The sequence below is a fragment of the Streptomyces sp. FXJ1.172 genome (genome assembly GCF_001636945.3).
Taxonomy (GTDB): domain Bacteria; phylum Actinomycetota; class Actinomycetes; order Streptomycetales; family Streptomycetaceae; genus Streptomyces.
The window spans coordinates 107,000-127,160 of sequence record NZ_CP119135.2; the positions used below are offsets into that span (position 1 = coordinate 107,000).

Annotated in this window: 15 protein-coding genes and 1 pseudogene; 10 read left to right on the forward strand and 6 right to left on the reverse strand. The window is 71.2% G+C overall.

Going from position 1 to position 20,161, the window contains the following annotated elements:
* Positions 1-51: 51 nt before the first annotated feature.
* On the reverse strand, positions 52-237 hold the full coding sequence (locus tag A6P39_RS44825) for a hypothetical protein (protein WP_275884432.1): 186 nt from the start codon (positions 235-237) through the stop codon (positions 52-54).
* The gene (locus A6P39_RS44830) at positions 234-773 is read right to left on the reverse strand and encodes a hypothetical protein (protein WP_275884433.1); all 540 of its coding nucleotides are present in this window, start codon (positions 771-773) and stop codon (positions 234-236) included. Before A6P39_RS44830 ends, A6P39_RS44825 begins: the two co-directional genes overlap by 4 nt.
* Before the next feature lie 344 nt (positions 774-1,117).
* On the opposite strand from A6P39_RS44830, the gene A6P39_RS44835 reads away from it, so the two are divergent.
* The 6 genes from A6P39_RS44835 (at position 1,118) to A6P39_RS44860 (ending at position 9,143) form a co-directional block, all read left to right on the forward strand.
* The gene (locus A6P39_RS44835; protein ID WP_443053151.1) at positions 1,118-3,226 is read left to right on the forward strand and encodes an FAD/NAD(P)-binding protein; all 2,109 of its coding nucleotides are present in this window, start codon (positions 1,118-1,120) and stop codon (positions 3,224-3,226) included.
* Positions 3,223-4,677: a 3-carboxy-cis,cis-muconate cycloisomerase gene (gene pcaB / locus A6P39_RS44840; protein ID WP_275884434.1), complete on the forward strand. Its 1,455-nt coding sequence runs from the start codon at positions 3,223-3,225 to the stop codon at positions 4,675-4,677. The genes A6P39_RS44835 and pcaB overlap by 4 nt, the downstream gene beginning before the upstream one ends.
* A gap of 111 nt (positions 4,678-4,788) precedes the next feature.
* A complete protein-coding gene (locus A6P39_RS44845; RefSeq protein ID WP_275884435.1) occupies positions 4,789-6,354 on the forward strand; it encodes an NAD(P)/FAD-dependent oxidoreductase in 1,566 nt (521 codons plus the stop codon).
* Positions 6,355-6,432: 78 nt separating this feature from the next.
* Positions 6,433-6,771, forward strand: coding sequence for a hypothetical protein (locus A6P39_RS44850; RefSeq protein WP_275884436.1), 339 nt, complete (start codon positions 6,433-6,435; stop codon positions 6,769-6,771).
* Positions 6,768-8,501, forward strand: coding sequence for a cytochrome bc1 complex cytochrome b subunit (qcrB, locus tag A6P39_RS44855; RefSeq protein ID WP_275884437.1), 1,734 nt, complete (start codon positions 6,768-6,770; stop codon positions 8,499-8,501). The genes A6P39_RS44850 and qcrB overlap by 4 nt, the downstream gene beginning before the upstream one ends.
* Before the next feature lie 279 nt (positions 8,502-8,780).
* Positions 8,781-9,143 carry a DUF3099 domain-containing protein gene (locus tag A6P39_RS44860; RefSeq protein ID WP_275884438.1) on the forward strand — a complete coding sequence of 121 codons (363 nt, stop codon included), beginning with the start codon at positions 8,781-8,783 and terminating at the stop codon, positions 9,141-9,143.
* 103 nt (positions 9,144-9,246) lie between these two features.
* Here the strand turns inward: A6P39_RS44860 and A6P39_RS44865 are convergent.
* A pseudogene (locus A6P39_RS44865) lies at positions 9,247-9,917 on the reverse strand (DUF4097 family beta strand repeat-containing protein).
* A 232-nt stretch (positions 9,918-10,149) separates the two neighbouring features.
* On the opposite strand from A6P39_RS44865, the gene A6P39_RS44870 reads away from it, so the two are divergent.
* Together A6P39_RS44870 and A6P39_RS44875 are read left to right on the forward strand one after the other, a co-directional pair.
* Positions 10,150-10,890, forward strand: a complete 741-nt coding sequence (locus tag A6P39_RS44870) for a helix-turn-helix domain-containing protein (RefSeq protein ID WP_275884439.1) — start codon at positions 10,150-10,152, stop codon at positions 10,888-10,890.
* Positions 10,891-10,927: 37 nt separating this feature from the next.
* Positions 10,928-12,109 carry an MFS transporter gene (locus tag A6P39_RS44875; protein WP_275884440.1) on the forward strand — a complete coding sequence of 394 codons (1,182 nt, stop codon included), beginning with the start codon at positions 10,928-10,930 and terminating at the stop codon, positions 12,107-12,109.
* A 108-nt stretch (positions 12,110-12,217) separates the two neighbouring features.
* Here A6P39_RS44875 and A6P39_RS44880 read toward each other — a convergent pair whose 3' ends face one another.
* From A6P39_RS44880 to A6P39_RS44890, 3 genes are read right to left on the reverse strand one after another with little or no spacing between them, the layout of a single operon-like run.
* Positions 12,218-14,998, reverse strand: coding sequence for an amino acid adenylation domain-containing protein (locus A6P39_RS44880; RefSeq protein WP_275884441.1), 2,781 nt, complete (start codon positions 14,996-14,998; stop codon positions 12,218-12,220).
* A 16-nt stretch (positions 14,999-15,014) separates the two neighbouring features.
* The gene (locus A6P39_RS44885; RefSeq protein ID WP_275884442.1) at positions 15,015-15,842 is read right to left on the reverse strand and encodes an SDR family oxidoreductase; all 828 of its coding nucleotides are present in this window, start codon (positions 15,840-15,842) and stop codon (positions 15,015-15,017) included.
* Complete coding sequence (locus A6P39_RS44890) at positions 15,830-16,567, reverse strand: thioesterase II family protein (RefSeq protein WP_331454243.1); 738 nt, start codon at positions 16,565-16,567, stop codon at positions 15,830-15,832. The genes A6P39_RS44885 and A6P39_RS44890 overlap by 13 nt, the downstream gene beginning before the upstream one ends.
* Before the next feature lie 248 nt (positions 16,568-16,815).
* On the opposite strand from A6P39_RS44890, the gene A6P39_RS44895 reads away from it, so the two are divergent.
* Together A6P39_RS44895 and A6P39_RS44900 are read left to right on the forward strand one after the other, a co-directional pair.
* Positions 16,816-19,335 (forward strand): type I polyketide synthase, encoded by a 2,520-nt coding sequence (locus A6P39_RS44895; protein WP_275884444.1) that lies wholly within the window; start codon positions 16,816-16,818, stop codon positions 19,333-19,335.
* A complete protein-coding gene (locus A6P39_RS44900) occupies positions 19,332-20,081 on the forward strand; it encodes a thioesterase II family protein (protein ID WP_275884445.1) in 750 nt (249 codons plus the stop codon). Before A6P39_RS44895 ends, A6P39_RS44900 begins: the two co-directional genes overlap by 4 nt.
* The last annotated feature ends 80 nt before the right edge of the window (positions 20,082-20,161 follow it).

The following is a 20,161-nucleotide window of genomic DNA, read 5'->3' on the forward strand; positions in this document are numbered from 1 at the left end:
CGGTGTGTGTGAGGGTGCGTGGCCGGGGGTGTGCCGGGCACCGGGGCCCGGTCAGGGCCGGCGCTGCAGGGCGATCTCCGTGAGTTCCTCGATGTCGAACTCCGAGCGGCGGTGCGGCGCGCCGTAGCGCGTGATCTTCCCGCGGCTCACCCACTTGCGGATCGTCGCCTCGGACACCCCCACGGCGAGGGCGGCCACGTTGGTGGGGACCAGCCGGTGGCTCGGTGGCTTGGTCATGCGCTGACACCCTTTCGCTGCCGCTCCATGAGCTTCCTGAGACTCAGCCATTCGCGCACTTCCCATGAATGTCCTGAAGAGCAGGTGATGCTGCTGCCCGCACCCGCGCGGCGCTGCGCGGAGGCGCTGATCGTGCCCGGGCAGTTGTCCACGACGCACTGCCGGATGAGTGTGTGGAGGTCATTGGGTTCGGGATCTATGGTCCGGCGCAGCTCGCCGGTCAGAGCCTCGATCTCGTCGGCGAAGTCGACCGCTGGGGCCTGGCCGGCGAGCCAGTGCAGATGCAGCGTGAGAAACCGCGCCAAGGAGACGACGGTACGCGGCGGAGCGGGGGTCCTGAGCTTGTCCACGACCATTCCTGACCACGACTCGAGAATGGTCAGAATGTTGTGGCGGGCGTCGAGCACGGAGATGTCCAGACAGTCCTTGCTGCGGCTGCCCGAGACCTTGGTCGGGTTGGTGCGCCGGCCCGTCGGCGACACCTGGTGCAGGCATTCCTGGTAAAGACCGGGAAGTACGCGCAGATTCTGTTCCACCGTGTGGATGCAGGCAGCACAGAGGACGGATCCGGCGGCAGCACGGCTTTCCTGAGTGTGGCTTCTCGGACACGGCTGAGACTTCATCGAGGCTCCTTCACGAGGCGTCTCGCCTCCGGGCGAACAATCTCATTACCCGATGAGCGACTCGAGTCCCGATACAGCATCGTTCGGGGGCTGCCTCCGTAACTGTCCCGTCCTGACTGCTCCAGGCCGCTTCCACCCGGAACCGAGCCCTGATTGAGCGCCTGCACCGACGGTTGCCCGAGGAAGGAGGAACTGTGGACGGTACGCACGGAGGCGAACGCGCAGTCCGCGTCGAACTCCCCGCAGGGCCGATCGTCATGACGGCCGCTCAGTTTCCCCCGGGTGAGGCCTTTCCCCCCGGAGACCCAGGCACCCGCGCAACCGCCGCGCCGGCCGGGAACGGCACGCCGGCACACCTGGAGGTGTGTCTCATCGGCGCCGGCCCCCGGGGCCTTTCCGTACTGGAACGGCTCTGTGCGCAGGAACGGAAGTCGCCCCGCTGGGACACCGTCACCGTGCATGTAGTCGATCCTGACCCGCCGGGCTCGGGGCGGGTGTGGCGCCCGACGCAGTCGAGGCACCTGCTGATGAACACCGTCGCCTCCCAGGTGACGGTCTACACCGACGCCAGCGTCCGCATCGACGGCCCGCTGGAGGAGGGGCCGAGCCTGTACGCGTGGGCCAAGGCCCTGGAGTCCGGCACCCTCGAGAGCGGCCCGGAGGGCGGCTACGACGACGAGGTCATCGCCGAGGCACGCGCGCTCGGCCCCGACGTCTATCCCACCCGCGCGCTCTACGGCTCCTATCTGACCTGGGCGTTCGAGCGGGTCGTGGCGAACGCCGCCGCACATGTGACCGTACGCACCCACGCGGTGCGGGCCGTCGCCCTGGAGGACGCCGACGACACCGCCGCGGGCGCGGGCGCGCAGACCGTCACCCTCGAGGACGGCACCCGGCTGACCGGGCTGTCCGCCGTCGTCCTCGCCCAGGGCCATGTGCCGGCCCGCCCCTCCGACACCGAGCGTCGCCTGGCCGCCTTCGCCGCCCGGCACGGGCTGACGTACATCGCCCCCGCCAACCCCGCCGACGTGGACCTCTCGTGCGTCCGGCCCGGCCAGAGCGTGCTGCTGCGCGGGCTCGGGCTCAACTTCTTCGACTACATGGCGCTGTTCACCCACGGCCGGGGAGGCACCTTCACCCGCGTCGACGGCCGCCTGGTCTACCGGCCCTCGGGCCGCGAGCCGCGCCTGTACGCCGGATCCCGGCGCGGCGTGCCGTACCAGGCGCGCGGCGAGAACGAGAAGGGCGCCCACGGCCGCTACTTCCCCCGGCTGCTGACCGCCGGGTACATCGCCTCGCTGCGCGCCCGGGACCGGCACAGCGGGGCCATCGACTTCGCCGCCGACCTGTGGCCGCTCATCTCCAAGGAGGTGTGCGCCGTCTACTACACGGCCCTGCTCGCCGAACGCGGTGAACCCGCCTCGGTGACCGAGGAGTTCACCGAGCGGTACCTGCAGGCCGAGCCCGGCCCGGCCGAGGACCGGCTGCTCGACGCGGCCGGGATCGAGGCGGCCGCGCGCTGGGACTGGGAGCGCATCGCCCGCCCCTACGGCAGCCGCGTCTTCGGTGACCTGGCCGCCTTCCGCAGCTGGCTGCGCGGCCACCTGGACGAGGACGTCCGCCTCGCCCGCCAGGGCAACGTCAGCGGACCGGTCAAGGCCGCCCTCGACATCCTGCGGGACCTGCGCAACGAGGTGCGGCTCGCCGTCGACCACGCCGGACTGACCGCCGCCTCCCACCGCGACGACCTCGACCGCTGGTACACCCCGCTCAACGCCTACCTGTCCATCGGCCCGCCCGCCTCCCGCATCGAGGAGATGGCCGCGCTCATCGACGCCGGTGTGCTCGACGTGACCGGCCCGGACCTGCGTGTCGGCACCAGCGCCAACGACCCCTCGGGCCCCTGCTTCACCGCCACCTCCGGCGAGATAGACGACGTACGGATCCGGGCCGGCGTCCTCATCGAGGCCCGCCTGCCCGAGATCGACCTCAGGCGCACCGCCGACCCGCTGATGAACCAGCTGCTGCGCACCGGCCAGTGCCGCCCCTACCGCATCCCCGGGGACAACGGCGGCGCGGACTACGAGACCGGCGGGCTCGCCGTCACCGAGCGGCCCTACCACCTCATCGACGCGGCGGACGTACCGCATCCCCGGCGCTTCGCCTACGGCGTGCCCACCGAGTCCGTGCACTGGGTGACCGCCGCCGGCATCAGGCCCGGCGTCGGCTCGGTCACCCTCGAGGACTCCGACGCCATCGCGGCGGCGGTCCTGGCCGTGCCCGAAGCCGTGCCGGGGGCTGCCGCGCTCCCGCACCGGCCGTCCGCGGCCGTGGCCGTCACCCCGGGCACGAAGGCAAGCGCATGACCTCCCCGCAGCCCCCCGCGCAGCACTCCCCGCGTCCCGCGCCGCGGTCCGCCGCCCTGCCCGGCCACCTCGACGCCGGGCTGCTCTCCCCGGTGCGCGCGGGCACCCCCGTCGAGGCGGCCGTCGGCGACAGCGCCTGGCTGCAGGCCATGCTCGACGCGGAGGCGGCCCTGGCCCGCGCCCAGGCCCGCTGCGGCACGGTGCCCGCCGACGCGGCCGAGGCCATCACGGCCGCCGCCCGCGCCGACCTGCTCGACGTACGCCAACTCGCCCTGACCGCACGGGAGACGGCGAACCCGGTGGTGGGCCTGGTCAAGGCGCTGACCGCGGTGGTGGCGGAGCGCTCCCCGGCCGCCGCCGAGTACGTCCACCGCGGCTCCACCAGCCAGGACGTCTTCGACACCGGCGCGATGCTGGTGGCAGCCCGCGCACTGCGCCTGATCGTCGCGGACCTGCGGGAGGCCGCCGACGCCCTCGGCGCCCTCGCGGTCCGGCACCGGGACACCGTGATGGCGGGCCGCACCCTGGCCCTGCACGCCGTCCCCACGACGTTCGGGCTCAAGGCCGCCGGGTGGCGCCGGCTGGTCCTGGACTCCGTCGAGCGCCTCGAGCGCATCGCCGACGGCGGGCTCCCGGTGGCGCTCGGCGGCGCGGCCGGCACCCTGGCCGGCTATCTCCAGTACGCGGGCAAGGACGCCGACCCGGCGGCCGTCCTCGAGGAACTCGGGGCCGCGTTCGCCGCCGAGACCGGCCTTGCCGCCCCCGACCTGCCCTGGCACGCGCTGCGCACCCCCGTTGCCGACCTGGGGGCCGCCCTCGCCCACACCACCGGCGCCCTCGGTAAGATCGCCGCGGATGTGCTGGTCCTCACCCGCACCGAGATCGGCGAAGTGGCCGAGCCCGCGGTCGCCGGGCGGGGCGCCTCCTCGGCCATGCCCCACAAGCGCAACCCGGTGCTCGCCACCCTGATCCGCTCCGCCGCCCTGCAGGTGCCCGCCCTGGCCGCCGTACTGATGCAGTGTCTGCCCACCGAGGACGAACGCTCGGCCGGGCTCTGGCACGCCGAGTGGCAGCCGCTGCGCGAGGCCCTGCGGCTCACCGGCGGCGCCGCGCACACGGCCGTCGAACTCGCGCGGGGACTTACCGTGCATCCGGAGCGGATGCGCGCCAACCTCGCCGCGACCGGCGGACAGCTGGTCTCCGAGCGGGTCTCGGCCGTCCTCGCCCCGCGCATCGGCAAGACGGCCGCCAAGGAGCTGCTCACCCAGGCCTCGCACCTCGCCGCCGCCACCGGCCGGCCGCTCGCCGCCGTGCTGTCCGAACTCCCGCAGCTGGCCGGGGTGCTGGACCCCGGTGAAGCGGCAGCACTGCTCGACCCGGACGGCTACACCGGCCTCGCCGGCCCCCTGGTGGACCGGGCCCTTGGCGCACCGGCGCTCAAGACCCCCTAGGAACACGCTTGAGCGCCCCTCGAACTCCCCTTCCCGATTGCCCGAACGCCTGCCCCACCGGCGGCCGGTGCGCGCATGATGCAAGCACAACGCAGTGAAGGGGTGGGGGAGTTGGGGGAGCCGACGCAGGGCGTGCAGGTCACCGGCGATCATGGCGGCGGCCACGGCCGTGCCGTGGTCATCGGCTCGAGTTACGCCGGGCTCACCGCGGCACGGGCCCTGGCCAACTTCATGGACGAGGTCACCGTCGTCGAACGCGACTGGGTGCCCCGCGGCCCCGGGCGGCGCCGGGGTGTGCCCCAGGCGCGGCACACCCACACCCTCATGACCGCCGCCCAGCAGGGCCTGGAGGAGCTGTTCCCTGGCATCGGCCAGGACCTGACCCGCGCCGGCGCGGTGCGCGTGCGGATGCCCGAGGACATGCTGCTGCTCGGCCCGGGCGGCTGGCTGCCGCGGACCGGCGGCGCACAGCTGTCGATGCTGAGCGCCGGCCGCGATGTGATCGACGCGGTGATACGCGACCGGCTGCGCGCCGATCCCAAGGTGTCCTTCCTGCCCGAGCACGAGGCCGTCGCGCTGGAACCGGGCCGCAACGACACCGTCACCGGCGTCTGGGTGCGCGGCCGCGACCGCAAGGCACAAGGCGGCTGGACCGCCCGGCGGCTGATACCGGCCGACTTCGTGGTGGACGCCACCGGACGCGGCTCGCGCGCCCCCGAGTGGCTCGCCGAACTCGGCTACGCGCCGCCGAAGGAGACGCGGTCGGAGCCCTGCACCGCCGTCGCCACCGCCCTGTACGCGCCGCCCATCGGCCATGTCGCCGACTGGAAGAGCCTGCTGCTCCTGCCCGCGCCCGGCCACCTGGCCCAGGGCATGCTGCACCCCGTCGAGGGCGGCCGCTGGTCGGTGTCCCTCGGCGTCGGCGACGGCGCCCGCCCGCCCGCCGACCACACCGAACTGCTGCACGCCGCGGGCCTCCTGCGCCACCCGCTGCTGCGCGACGTCCTCGAGGCCGCCACCCCGCTCGGCCCCGTCTACACCAGTGCGCCCGCCGGCAACCGCTGGCGCCACTACGAGAAGCTGCGCCGCTGGCCCGACCAGTTCCTCGTCGTCGGCGACGCCTTCGCCGCCCTCGACCCGGCCTACGGCCAGGGCATGACGGTCGCGGTGAGCTGCGCCCTCGTCCTCGACCACCTGCTGGCCGGCCACGGCACGGCGATCGGCCTCGGCTACCGGTTACGCCGGGCCATCGCCCACCGGCTGGCCCCCCTCTGGCAGACCTCCACCCTCGCCCTGCGCGCCGCCCACGGCTGCCAGGACCCGCGGGCCGGCCTGCGCGCCCGGCTCAGCGGGCGCTACGCGGCCCGGCTCGCGGCCGCCGCGACCACCGACCCGTCCGCCGCGGCACTGCTCCTCGGCCTGATGCACTCGGCGGCCACGCCCGCCGCGGCACTGCGCCCGGCGCTGCTGCGCGCCGCACTGCTCGGCCCGCGCGGCCCGCTCCCCGCGGCCCCGCCCAGCACCACCCACGGCCAGGGCGCGCGCCGCCGCCGCTCGATCGCCCCGGACCGGCCCGCCATCGGCGTCTCCACCGGCTCCGCCCGCTGGCGGTCCACCGCCGGATCGTCGGCCCAGTGGCCGCCCGCGGCCCCGGTCTGCGACCAACGCCGCCCCTGAAAACAACACACCCGTGAAACCCGGTGGCAAGGCGTACCCGGCCGTGCGCCGAAAAGTCGGCGGGCCTACTCTGCACGCATGAGAAAAGCAGATCAACTGGCATCTGCTGGAGGCGACTTGCCGGACGTGTGGCTGTATTGCGCACGTAACGGGCCAGCAAAACCAGCCCAGTTGAGACAGAGGAAGATCGAATTCCGCTCTCGCCACTCGAAACTCACTCAAGGATCACTTGAGTTGAGCCTGGACTTAGACTCAAAGGCGGTTGTGGAGCCGCATCGCGCGTCGATAGCGTTCCAGCTGCTCGAAGGCACGGGCCTGCTTGCGCCGCGGCAGGCCACCCCGGCCACCGACCGCTTGCCGGCCGGACCGGATGTGCCGGTGACGGCCGAGCGGCGAGGGGAGGGTGCGCGGGTATGAGCACGACCGAAACGGCGCCACCGGGTGCCCGCACCGAGGTACCGAAAGGCGAGCGCGTCGCCGACTGGGTGGACGGACGGCTCGGGATCTACAACTTCAGGTTCCTGATCCGGAAGGTCTTTCCCGAGCACTGGTCGTTCATGTTCGGCGAGATCGCGCTCTACAGCTTCGTCGTCCTGCTTCTGACCGGGCTGTGGCTCACGTTCTTCTTCGACCCGAGCATGTCCGAGACGGTCTACCACGGACCGTACGCCCCGCTGCAGGGCGTGCAGATGTCGCAGGCCTACTCCTCCACCATTCACATCAGCTTCGAGGTGCGCGGCGGTCTGTTCATCCGCCAGCTGCACCACTGGTCGGCGCTGACCATGATCGGTGCGCTGTGCATCCACACGCTGCGGCATTTCCTCACCGGCTCGTTCCGCAAGCCGCGTGAGGTCAACTGGCTGATCGGCTTCGTGATGCTGGTCCTGGTCACCCTCGAGGGCTTCGTCGGGTACTCGCTGCCCGACGACCTGCTCTCCGGCACCGGCCTGCGCATCGCCGAGGGCGTCACACTCGCCATTCCGCTGGTCGGCACGTATCTGTCGATGTTCCTGTTCGGCGGCGAGTATCCGGGCCACAACGTGATCGGCCGGTTCTACAGCTTCCACATCCTGCTCATCCCGGGCATCGTCGTGGCGCTGCTGACCGTGCACCTGATCCTGGTCTTCTACCACAAGCACACCCAGTTCCGGGGTGCGGCCCGCACCGAGAAGAACGTCGTCGGCCAGCCCCTGTTCCCGCACTACACGGCCAAGGCGGGCGGCTTCTTCTTCATCATCGCCGGTGTGCTCTCGCTGCTGGCGGGCATCGCCCAGATCAACCCGGTGTGGACGTACGGCCCCTACCGGCCAGACCAGATCTCCCAGGGCTCCCAGCCCGACTGGTACATGGGCTTCCTCGAAGGCGCCCTGCGGGCCATGCCGGCCTGGGAGTTCTCGGTCGGCGGCTACACCGTCAACATGGGCGTGGTGCTCCCCGCCGTCGTCCTGCCCACGCTGATGATGGCCGTGATCGCCCTGTGGCCGTTCCTGGAGGCCTGGGTCACCGGGGACCGCCGCGAGCACCACCTCCTCGACAAGCCGCGCGACCACCCCACGCGGACCGCGTTCGGCGTCGCGTTCGTCGCCCTGTATCTGGTGCTGTTCTTCGGCGGCGCCAACGACGTCCTGGCCGAGAAGTTCCACCTGTCCCTGAACGCGATCACCTATTCGGTGCGGGTCGGCATCTTCCTGGTCCCGGCGGTGGCGTACGTCGTCACCCGGCGCATCTGCCTGGGCCTGCAGCGGCGCGACCGCGACAAGCTCCTGCACGGCCGCGAGACCGGACGCATCAGGAGGCTGCCGCACGGCGAGTTCGTCGAGGTGCACGAGCGCCTGGACCGCCAGCGCGAGTACGCGCTGCTGGCCCGCAAGGGCTACGAGCCGCTGCCGGCGCCCCAGACGGAGCACAACGGGGTGCCCAACCCCCACCTGCGCAAGCAGATGCTGCGCTACAAGCTCAGCCGCTGGCTGTACGGCAACCAGATCGCGAAGCCGACCGAGCAGGAGATGCAGGAGGCCCTGGCCCACTTCGCCCACGCGAACGGGCATGGCGCACTGGGCGGTCACGGCTCGGCGGGCGGCCACGCGGAGATCGGCGCCCAGCGCTCCTCCGCCGAGGGACGGGAGCCGGACCAGGAACTGCTCTGACCCGGCACACCGCACAGGACCGGGCCAGTGAGGGCGGCGCGGGCGACCAGGGGACGGTCACCCGCGCCGCAGTCTTTCCAACTCCCCATCTGAAGCGGGCCGTTCGACGCCCGCACGGCCTGCGCCACCCTCTTTGATCCCACGCTGCCGGCCGCCCGGCCGCCGCATGCCGCGCAGCAGCCCCCAAGAGCCCACCCCGTACGGCACCGGCATGCCCGCGTACCGGTCCTGTTCCCCATCCGGTTCCGGCCCTCGCGCCGGAGTGTCCACGGAGGCCCGATGAGCAAAACCCCATGGCGCCGGGACGCCCTCCCGGCCGAGTCCATCACCCGCGCCCGCACCGGCCTGACCCGCGACCTGCGCGGCCGCCAGCGCCGCTACCTCATGGCGATGCTGGTGCGCACCGCCTGTGTCGTCCTGATGGCCGCCACCTGGAACCGCTGGCCCGTCGTCGCGGCCTGCGCCCTCGTCGGCGCGGTCGTCATCCCGTACGTCGCCGTGGTGGTCGCCCAGGCCCACTGGCGCCAGCAGCGCGGCACCCGCTACACGGTGACCCTGACCCGCGAAGAACCGGCTCCCGCCACCCGCGTCGTGCTCGAGCCGACGCTGATCCTGCCGCCGGAACGGGAGACGGCGGGCTGAGCGCCCACACGAAAGGGGCGGCGCACTCCGACGGGGTGTCGGTGTACGCCGCCCTCGGGCGGGACGGGGTGCGGTGGTGGCCCGCGTCGTCATGCCGGTCGGTCTACAGGCTGCGGGCGGTGATGTCTCCGTAGGACGTGGTCGCGTGGATGCTCAGGCCGGCGGCGTCGCCGTCGGTGTTCCTGAGCGCGTTGCTGACACGGCCGCAGGAGGTGCCGGCGTCCAGGGACGCGGAGACCTCGCGGGCGGCGCCGACGGTGATGTCACCGGCCTGGGTGCTCAGGGTGACGGTGCCGCTCACGGCCTCGGCGATCCGGATGTCGCCCTTCTGGGTGCTGATCTGCGCGGGGCCGTTCAGGCGGCCGACCGTGACCTCGCCGTCGTGGGCGGTGAGGCGGGCGCTCGCGGCCTCGTCGAGCTTGACCGAGCGGTAGCCGCCCGTGAAGTCGACGTCACCGAGCCGTCCGACGCCGCGGAACTCGGCGGCCCCGGACTTCGCCTCGACGCGGAGCCGGCGGGCAGTTGGACCGTGACCTCGACGGAGCCGGGGTGTCCGAGGACCCGGTTCTTCGCTTCCCGGGCCTGGATGCGCAGGACGCCGTCGGCGTAGGCGACGTCGATCTGCTCGGCGGTCTTGATGTCGCGGTTCTTGCCGGGGCTGGCGGGCCGGACCTCGACGGTGGTGTCGGCGCGGTCCGCGGCGATGAGCTGGATGCGTCCGGCGGGGATGTCGACGACGGCCTGGACGGGGGCGGGGGTGAGGAACTTCTGCATCGTGCTCTCCTTCGGCTGCGTTGTTTCCGATGCAGGAAAAGCTACGTTGCGTTCGCGTCGCTGGCAACAACATCGTTGCACTTGAACGTCATAACTGCAGGTAGAGGCAGGGAAATTGTTGCAACGACCTGAAGGGTAACGCAACATCCTTCATCATCTTCGTTGCAATGGAGTGGAGGTGAACGCTATGCTGGAGACATCAGGGCCACGAGAGACCGCGAAGGAGACCGCGATGCCGGGAGGCAGGCTCACCCAGCAGGAACGCCAGCAGATCGCGCTGGGGCTGGCCGACGGCCTCGCCTACGCCGAGATCGCCCGAGGCCTGGACCGTCCGACCTCGACCGTCACACGCGAGGTCATGCGCAACGGCGGCCCCACCGCCTACCGCGCCGACCTCGCCCATCGCGCCAGCGGACACCGCGCCCAGCGCCGCAGGCAGGCCGCGCCCCGGAACCCGAAGACGCCGCCGCAGCCCCACGGACGCGACGCCGAGGCCGTGCGCGCGTACGAGGAGAGGCTCACCACCGTCTTCATACAGTCGGGCACGCCCAAGATGATGGCCCGGGTCCTGGCCTGCCTCTGCATCAGCGACTCCGGCGGCCACACCGCGTCCGAACTCGTCCAGCACCTCCAGGTCAGCCCGGCATCCGTCTCCAAAGCGGCCGCGTTCCTCGAGAGCCAGGACCTCATCCGCAGGGAACGCGACGAACGCCGCCGCGAACGCTACGTCGTCGACGACGACGTCTGGTACCAGTCCATGATGGCCAGCGCCCGCGGCACCGCCCAGGTCGCCGAGACCGCACGGCAGGGCATCCCCGTCCTCGGCCCGAACACCCCCGCCGCCACCCGCCTCGAGAACATCGCCCGCTTCCTCGACTACGTCTCCGAAAGCATCACCCGCGCCGCGGACCAGGCCCGCGAAGTCCTCCACACAAGGCCCGAAGCGACCCCGGATGGCGCCGTGCGCCCGTGACCGCTAGGTTCGTTGCCGGACATGGGGGAGTGAATCTTTGCAGACCGAGTTAGAGCCCGAGGCCGAGACCACCGACAAGCGATCTGTACGGCACGCGCTGCTGATCGCGCTGGCGAATGGGATCGGCTACCTGCCGTTCGCTTTGACCATCCCGATCCTGCCCGGCTACGTCACGGACCGGCTGCACGGCGGCCCGGCGGAGGTCGGCGCGGTCATCACCGCCTACGCGCTGACCTCGCTGCTGTCCCGCCCGGTGTCGGGCGCGCTGATGAACCGCCTCGGTGCCCGGGCCCTGACCATCGGCGGAACGGTGCTGACCACGCTCGCCACCGTCTGCTATCCGCTCGCCGGCTCGATCGCCGAACTCATCGCCCTGCGCCTGCTGGTGGGTGTCGGCATGGGCGTGATGCTGGCCGCGGCCGGGGTCTGGCCGGTGCAGCTGGTCGGCAAGGACCGGCAGAGCTGGGCGCTGGGACTGAGCGGCACCGTCAACTATGTGGCCATCGGCCTGGGCGCTCCGCTGGGTACGTTGACCGAGAACCTGGTGGGCACGGCGAGCACGTTCGTGATCGCCGGGCTGATCGCCCTGCTCGTCATCCCCATCGCCCTGTGCGTACCCGAGGTGCGCTTCCCCCCGAAGGCGGAGCGGACCGGCATCGAGCAGGGCCGGGCGCTGCTCGGCACCGTGCTGCCCAGCGTCGCGCTGATCTTCACCGCGTTCGGCTTCGCGGCCGTCTCCAGCTTCGCGGTCGCGAAGTTCAACGCCCTCGGCATCTCCGGGGGAGCGGCCGTGGTCACCGCGTACTCCCTGACCGTGGTGCTGTTGCGCATAGCCGGCACCTGGATCCGCTGGGAGGCCAAGCAACCAGTGGCGCTCGCCGGTCTGTTCCTCGTCGAGGCTCTGGGGATCGTGCTCATCGGGGTGTCGCACGGCCTCGGTGTGGGTGTGCTCGGCGGCGTACTCATCGGTGTGGGCATGTGGCAGATCTACCCGGTGCTGGGACTGTTCGTGGTGCGCTCGGTCAGCGAACGCCAGCGCGCCACGGCGCTGTCGGCCTTCGGGGCCTGCTTCACCGCGGGCCTCGCCGCCGGCAGCGGCTGCCTCGGCCTGGTCGCCCAGGCCACCGGATACCAGGTGATGTTCCTCGTCTGCGCAGCCTGTGTCGTTCTGGGACTGCTGGTGGCCGTGGCCGCGGCCCGCGTCGCCCGGATCGGCTGACACCTCCCGATGACGGGGTGTCCTCGGGAGGTGAGCGGCGTACGCGCGCGATGTGTCCTGACGTCCCGCCGGACCCGTGGACGCGCTGACCGGGTCCGGCGACCGACGTCACCGGTCGGCTTCGCCGAGCCGCCGGACGAGTTCGACGAACTGCGCCGCGGTCGAATGACCGTAGAACTGCTTCGGTGACACCTTCGGCAGGTTTCGTTCCCGCATCTCGGCGAGAACCCGGACGACCAGCAACGAGTTCCCGCCCAGGGTGAAGAAGTTGTCCTGCAGGCTCACCCGGGTGTTCAGCAGCTTGCTCCAGATGCTCAGGATGTCATCGGCGATTCCACTGGAGGCGGCCTCCTGGGCATCGGGCGCGTCCGGTGCGCCGGGTGCGCCGGACGCACCGGCCGGCCCGGTACGTGGATCGGGCAGACCGGAGACATCCGCTTTCCCGTTGATCGTCAGCGGAATCTCCGCGACCTCGGTGATCGTCGCGGGCATCATGTAGTCGGGAAGTACCGCCTTGGCATGCGCGAGCACCTGTGCGGGGTCCGCGGCTTCCTCGAGGACGACGTAGGCGTCGATCCGGCTGCTCGCCGGATCATCCGGCTGGTCCCGGTTGACCACGACGGCCGCGGCGGTCACCTGGGGTGCACCCAGCAGCACCGTGCGGATCTCATCCAGTTCGATGCGGTGCCCGCGCACCTTGACCTGGTTGTCCAGCCGGCCGAGATGGTCAAGGCGGCCATCGGGGTGCAGCCGCCCCTTGTCGCCGCTGCGGTAGATCCGTTCACCGGTCAGCTCATCGAGGATGAACCGCTGCTCGGTCAGCTCGTGCAGGCCGAGGTAATGGCTGGCCACCCCCGCGCCGCCCACGTAGATCTCACCCGGGGGACCGGGCGGAAGGACCCGCCCCCGTTCGTCCCGGATGGACACCGACCACCCCGGCAGCGGACGGCCGACCGATCGTGAGCCCGCCACGACCTCCTGCGGGGTGATCGTCTGGGCGGTCACGTGCACGGTGGTCTCGGTGATGCCGAACATGTTGACCACCCGGCAGTCGGTGGCCGGGTGCCGGGCGAACCAGGGAGCCAGCATGCGCACGTCGAGTGGTTCGCCGCCGAAGATGACCAATCGGAGGGCCAGGTCACCGCGGACGCGCTGATCGGTGTGGATGAGTTGCGCGAACGCCGACGGCGTCTGGTTCAGCACCGTGACGCGCCGCTCGGCCAGCAGGGCGTAGAACTCCTCGGTGTCGCGGGTGGTCCAGTAGGGCACGACGACGAGGCGGCCGCCGGTGAGCAGGCACCCCCAGATCTCCCACACGGAGAAGTCGAAGGCACTGGAATGGAACAGCGTCCAGGTGTCGTCCGGGCCGAGGGCGAAGTCCTCGGCGGTGGCCCGCAACAACGCCAGCACGTTGCGGTGCGGCACGACCACGCCCTTGGGCGTGCCGGTGGAACCGGAGGTGTAGATCACGTAGGCGGGGTCGTCACCCTCGGCGGAAGGCCGTGCACCGGCCAGCGGCCGGCCCGCTCCGAGTTCCGTCAGCGCGCCGGGGGCCAGCAGCCGGATCCCGGGAACCGGGGGAAACTCCGGTGCGGACGTGATGATGACGGGCATCCCCGCGTTCTGCGCGGTGAAGCGCAGGCGCTGCGCCGGATAGCGCGGATCCATCGGCACGTACGCACAGCCCGCCTTGAGCACGCCGAGCAGGGTGACCACCAGATCGGCGTCCCGTTCCAGGCAGACACCGATCCGGCTGCCCGGCTCGATGTCCAGCGCGCACAGGCCCGCCGCCACCGCGTCCGCCCGCTCGTTCAGCTGACGGTAGGTCAGCTGCTCCTCGCCGGCCAGCAGCGCCACGGCTTCCGGCTGCCTCGCGGCCACCTCCTCGAAGGCGCGATCGATCCGCCCCCGCACGTGCGGAGCGTCACCCGCTCCGCCCGCCCCGAGGAGCGCCGCCTGTTCGGCGCGCGGCAGCAGTTCCAGCCCGGACAGCGGCCGATCCGCTGCGCCGCCCGCCAACTGCCCGGCCAGATGCGCCACATGCGCGCAGAACCGCTGCGCGACGCCGGCGTCCACGATGCCCCGGTCGAACCGGCAGATGGCGTGTGACGAGCCCCGGTCCAGCTGGACGGTGAGCGGGAAGACCGGCGTCAGACAGGCCGTATAGCTGCCCTCCTCGAAGGGCGGGCTCAGGACGACCCCGACCGACGGCGGCTCCTGCGGTGTGCTCGGCGCCTGGTCGAACCGGCGGAGGAAGTCCGCGACCGAGGACTGCGGATGCTCGTCCACCGAGTGGACGCGGACATGTTCGCCCGTGCTGTCGTCCAGGTCCAGCACACCCAGCTCCGCTCGGCTCCCGCCGCCGTACCGGCTCAAGGCCAGGGCGATCGCGGGAAGGAAGAGCCGTTCGGCCTGCCCGCCGAGGACGGTGAGGTCGATCCGCGCACTGCCGACGACCCCGCGCAGCTCCGGATCGCCCAGGCCCCACTCGAGGCCGCCGCGATGCACGAAGCCCGGCCGGGCGGCGGCGGGCCAGCGCGGCACGCCGTCGCCGGGCCCCTCCAGCGCCAGATGGGCGATTCGCCGCAGTGCGGCCGGCGGGACCAGCGCGCGGACGGCCACCAGGACCAGGTCCACGGCTCCGTCGGCGTACCGCAGGGCCACGACTCGTAATGGGGGGGCATCCCGATGGATGGGCCGCAGGGACTCGGCGCGCCTGCGCTCCTCGGCCGCCGGCTCGTCCGCGCCGGCCGGCACCGAGGTCTGCCAGACCTGGACCGGATCGGGCAGCACCCCGGACAGCAGGCGCTCCGGATCCGCCGTGCCGGGCAGCCGCAGCACGAGGCTGTGGCATCCGGCGGCGGGATCATCGATCGTCGTTGTCGTCACGGGTGGGCTCTCCTGGTCATCGGGAGGTGAAGCCGCCGTCCACGGTCAGCACGCTGCCCGTGACCTGGCGGGACTCGTCCGCCGCGAGCCACAGCGCCGCGCTCGCGATGTCGGACGGCTCGATCAGCGCGTTCATCGGCTGATCCCGGACGAAGATCCGCTCGTGCTCGGCGACCGGGACCTCCAGCGACCGGGCGATCTCGGCGAGCATCCGGCCCTCCAGCACCGGATCGTCCCTGACCGACCCGGGGCACAACGCGTTCACCCGTACCCGCATCGGGGCGTAGTCCAGGGCCGCGGCCTTGGTCAGTCCGATCAACCCGTGCTTGGCCGCGACGTAGCTCGCGAAGTGCCGGTATCCGACCGTGCCCGCGGTCGAGGACACGTTGATGATGCTGCCGGATCTGCGGTGGACCATCACCGGTGCGACCGCCTTCATCATCCGCCAGGCGCCGGAGAGGTCGATGTCGAGCATGAGCGACCACTCCCGCTCGGTGATGTCATGGGCGATCTTCCCGGAGGGCGAGGCGATTCCGGCGTTGTTGACCAGTGCGTCCACCGTGCCGAACCGGTCCAGCGCCTGGTCGACCGCCAGTTCACACTGCCGGGCGTCCCGCACGTCGACGGCGGCGGTCACGGTCGCGGCGCCCGCGCGTTCGCACAGGGCCGCGGTGTGTTCCAACTGGCTGGAGGATCCGAGCGGGTAGGGCACGTCGGCGAGATCCCGCGTGATGTCCAGCAGGAGCAGGTCGGCTCCCTCGTCGGCGAACCTGAGCGCGCAGGCGCGGCCGAGGCCGCGGGCCGCGCCGGTGATGATCACGGACTTGCCGGTCAGCCGCCCCATGCCGGACTCCCGGCTATCGCGCGCAGCACCTGGTCCGGCTCGTCGACCAGATACATGTGACCGCCGGGAAGTTCCCGGTAGGCGAACGCACCCCGCGTCTGGCCGGCCCATTGTTCGGCCTGCTCCCGGGAGACGAGTTCGTCCTGTTCGCCGCGCAGGGCGGTGATCGGCACCGAGAGCGGCTCGGTGCCGGTCGCCCGGTAGTTCTCGTGCATCTGCACGTCGGCGCGGAGCACCGGGAGCAGGACCTCGGCCAGTTCGGGATCGTCGAAGGCCGCATGCCGGTAACCGGCGAACCGTTGTACTCCGGCCAGGAACTCCTTGTCGGGCAGGCCGGTCGCTCGTTCGGCCCGTCCGTTGTGCGGCCCCGGTGATCCACTGACGAACAGGTGACACAGTCCAGGGTGACCGATCCGCTCGAGTTCCCTGGCGATCTCGTAGGCGAGCACCGCGCCGAGGCTGTGCCCGAACAGCGCGAGGGGCGCTCGTCCGCCGGCGTCGGCGAGGATCTTCGGTGTCAGTTCGGCGACGGCGTCGGCGACTTCGGTGAACGGGTCATCGAGGAATCGCTCCTCGCGCCCCGGCAGCTGGACCGGAAGCACAGTGACTTCCGACACACCTAACTTTTCCCATCCCCGGAAGAAACCGGCACCACTGCCCGCGAAAGGCAGACAGGCGAGAAAGAGCTGCTGCGACATGGACCCCCATCTTTCCCCGTCGTTCATGACGTGTTCCGACAACCCAGTTCCCAGTGCCACTTCGCAGCGTAACCCCGTGAATGAGTAATCGTAAAGACCGTGAATAATAGGTCGGCTTTGGTGTGGTATGGGTGAGGTTTGCGGGTCTGCGGGCGAGGGTATGGTGGTCCATCGGGAAAGCCGCTGGGGTTTATCGGACGGGGTGATGTGATGGCTTCTTTACACTGGGCGATATCCACTGATCAGGGAAACGGGCGACGCCGGGACGTGATGCGGTGAGTACCCGTCAGCCCCCGGTCACCCAGACGGAGCGGATCCTCGCCGAAATCTGGTGTGACGTGCTCGAACTCGACGAGGTTGGCGTGCTCGACAACTTCTTCGAAGTCGGCGGGTACTCGATGCTCATGCAGCTGGTGCGAGAGCAGATCACCCAGCGCATCGGTATCCGGCCGACCTTGCCCGAACTGTTCATCCACTCCACGATCCGGTCGTGCGCCGCTTTTCTTGACGGATCGGCACAGGAGCAGGAACCGGTTACGGTTTCGCAGGGCAGGGCTGAGAGTCCGGACTCCGTTGATTCAGGAGCCGGACAGCGTGATACGGATATCGCCGTCATCGGACTGGCCTGCCGTTATCCGGACGCCGTGAATGTCGACCAGTTCTGGGACAATCTCGTGTCCGGTGTGGACAGCATCAGTCGTTTCTCCCCGAAGAGCATGGCCGGTGTCGGCGGCAGAACGCGGGAATATGTGCCCGCGCGTGGATTGCTGCAGGAACCGGAATGGTTCGACGCGAGTTATTTCGGCTACACCCCGCGTGAGGCCCTGCTCATCGATCCCCAGCACCGGGTCCTGCTGGAGTGCGCGGTCGAGGCGATCGAGGGCGCCGGCTACGACCCGGACCGATTCCCCGGCCTGATCGGCATCTACGCCGGGTGCAGCCTGTCCTCCTACACGGAGATCCTGCGGGCCAAGCAACAGGAAGACGGCTCGATCACCGACTGGGACATCCTGACCGGCACCACCAGCGACTACCTGGCCAGTCGCGTCGCCTACAAGCTGGGTCTGCGGGGACCGACCGCCAACGTGCAGGCGGCGTGCGCGACCTCGCTGTACGCCGTGCATTTCGCCGCGCGGGCACTGCTCGCCGGGGAATGCGATCTCGCCCTGGCCGGCGGCACTTCGGTACGGCTGCCCGCCAAGCTGGACAACGCCCGGGTCAGTGGAATCACCTCGCCCACCGGCACGTGCCGCCCCTTCGACGCGGCCGCGGACGGGCTGATCGGTGGTGAGGGATGCGGCATCACCGTGCTGAAGCGGCTGTCCGAGGCCATCGCCGACGGCGACCACATCCATGCCGTGCTGCGCGGTTCCGCGGTGAACAACGACGGCAGGGACCGTGCGGGGTTCACCGCGCCAGGAGTCCGCGGGCAGGTCGAGGTGATCAGGGCCGCCCACAGCGCCGCGGGCGTGACGCCCTCGTCCATCACCTACGTCGAGGCACACGGCACCGGCACCCGGGTGGGAGATCCGATCGAGGTCGCCGGGCTGAACCAGGCGTTCGCCGACGGCAAGCCACGCGAACAGCCGTGTCTGCTCGGCTCGGTGAAGGGCAACATCGGTCACACCGATGCCGCCGCCGGTATCACCGGGTTCATCAAGACGGTGCTCGCCGTGGAACGCGGGATCATCCCGCCGAGCCTGCACTACTCCGAGCCGAACCCGGACATCGACTTCGCGGCGGGCCCGTTCGCCGTGGTGACCGAGCCCACGCCGTGGGCCCCCTCCGGGCTGCCGCGGCGGGCCGGTGTCACCGCGCGCGGGCTCGGCGGTGGCAACGCGCACGTCGTGCTGGAGCAGCCGCCCACGCCGCTGCCGAGGGCGAAGACCGCGGACGACCAGGTGCTGGTGCTGTCCGCGCACACCCCGGCCGCCCTGGACGAGCTGACGGCGCGGCTCGCCGGCCGGCTGGCCGATCACCCCGAGCTTGAACTGCGGGATGTGGCGTGGACGCTGCAGGTCGGCAGGCGGCTGCACGGGTACCGCCGGTATGCGGTGGTACGTGACCGGCAGGACGCACTGCGGGTGCTCGGCGGGGACGCGCCGCAGCGGCTGGTCACCGGTGACCACGCCAGGGACGGGCGAGCCGTGGCCCTGCTGGTGCCGGAGACGGCCGACGCGGAGGAGGTGCGGCGCTGGAAGGCGCTCGGGCTGAATCCGGACCTCGTCCTGCACCCGGACAGCGGCGACGCCGAGATCCGGTCCGCTTTGGACACTCCGGGCCGGCTGTTCCTGGAGACCGGCGGCGCAGGGCTGTCCGCGCGCCTGCGGGAGCATCCACAGTGGACGCCGGAGCACATCGCCGTCACGGTCACCGATCCACTGGCAGCACTCGGTGAGCTGTGGCTCGCCGGGCTGCCGATCGACTGGGCGGCAGCCCACACGGGACAGGTGCGAAGGGTGCCCCTGCCCGGCTACCCGTTCCAGCGGCAGCGTTACCTGCTGGAGGCGGGGACCGCCGCACAGCCGCCGTCGTCCGCTGCGGACGCCGGGCTGGACACGGAACAGACGGTGTCCATGCTGTTCACCGAAATGCTCGGCCTGCCGAACATCGACCCGCACGACAGCTTCTTCGATCTCGGCGGGGATTCACTGGTCGCGACCGACCTGGTGGCCAGGCTCGAGCAGTTGCTGCCGGTGGAACTGGAGGTGCGGTCGATGTATCTCGCGCCGTCGGTGCGGGAACTCACCGCGCTGATCGAGGAGCAGATGCGCGACTCGACGAGTGCGTCATGACCAAAATACGGGTGATCGAGCGCCCGGCGCCGGCCACCGCCGTGACCACCCTGTACTGCTTTCCGCACGCGGGCGGCGCGGCGGGAGAGTACGCGCGGTGGGCGGCGCACACACCTGGCCTGGGGCTGTCGGCCGTCCAGCCACCGGGCAGGGCGCACAACCTCGGGGAGCGGGCGTTCACCGAGATGCCGGAGCTGGTGCGCGAGATCCTCGCGCAGGTGCGGTTCACCCCGCCGTTCGCCCTGTTCGGCCACAGCCTCGGCGCGCTCGTCGCGTTCGAGGTGGCCAGGGCCCTGGAGCCGAAGCCACTACGGCTCTTCGTCTCGTCGTGCCCGCCTCCGCCACTGCACCGGCCGGCCCAGCCGCTGCACGCGCTGGACGATCCCGGGCTGCACGCCGAGATCGAACGACGCTGGGGCCCGCTGCCCGCAGCGACCAGATCCGACAAGGACCTGCTCAGCGCCGCACTGGCCTGCTACCGCGCGGATCTCCAGGTGCTGGAGACCTACGAGTACGTGCCCGGCCCCCGGCTGCGCTGCCCCGTCACCGTCATCGCCGGCGCACAGGAGCCGAACGGCCGGGCGTGGATGACGGGATGGCAGGAACACACCGACGCGGCCGTCGAGTCGTGCGAGCGGCCAGGAGGTCACTTTCACACCCGGGAGGACCTCGACGGCCTGGGCAGGCTGCTCAGCGACACGGTACGCACCGATCTGATCCGAGCCGAGAGAGCCGTGACCAGATGACAGGCCAAGGGGCCGGCAGGGCGGTTGTGGGCCGCCGGGATCGGCACTGAGCGGCCGTCGCCTGCCCGAGTGATCGCCCC

Coding starts and splice junctions, on each gene's coding strand:
- A6P39_RS44885 (WP_275884442.1), bottom strand. CDS start 15,842: ATGGGGCGGCTGACCGGCAAGTCCGTGATCATCACCGGCGCGGCCCGC.
- A6P39_RS44890 (WP_331454243.1), bottom strand. CDS start 16,567: ATGAACGACGGGGAAAGATGGGGGTCCATGTCGCAGCAGCTCTTTCTC.
- qcrB (WP_275884437.1), top strand. CDS start 6,768: ATGAGCACGACCGAAACGGCGCCACCGGGTGCCCGCACCGAGGTACCG.
- A6P39_RS44825 (WP_275884432.1), bottom strand. CDS start 237: ATGACCAAGCCACCGAGCCACCGGCTGGTCCCCACCAACGTGGCCGCC.
- A6P39_RS44860 (WP_275884438.1), top strand. CDS start 8,781: ATGAGCAAAACCCCATGGCGCCGGGACGCCCTCCCGGCCGAGTCCATC.
- A6P39_RS44850 (WP_275884436.1), top strand. CDS start 6,433: ATGAGAAAAGCAGATCAACTGGCATCTGCTGGAGGCGACTTGCCGGAC.
- pcaB (WP_275884434.1), top strand. CDS start 3,223: ATGACCTCCCCGCAGCCCCCCGCGCAGCACTCCCCGCGTCCCGCGCCG.
- A6P39_RS44835 (WP_443053151.1), top strand. CDS start 1,118: ATGACGGCCGCTCAGTTTCCCCCGGGTGAGGCCTTTCCCCCCGGAGAC.
- A6P39_RS44870 (WP_275884439.1), top strand. CDS start 10,150: ATGCCGGGAGGCAGGCTCACCCAGCAGGAACGCCAGCAGATCGCGCTG.
- A6P39_RS44900 (WP_275884445.1), top strand. CDS start 19,332: ATGACCAAAATACGGGTGATCGAGCGCCCGGCGCCGGCCACCGCCGTG.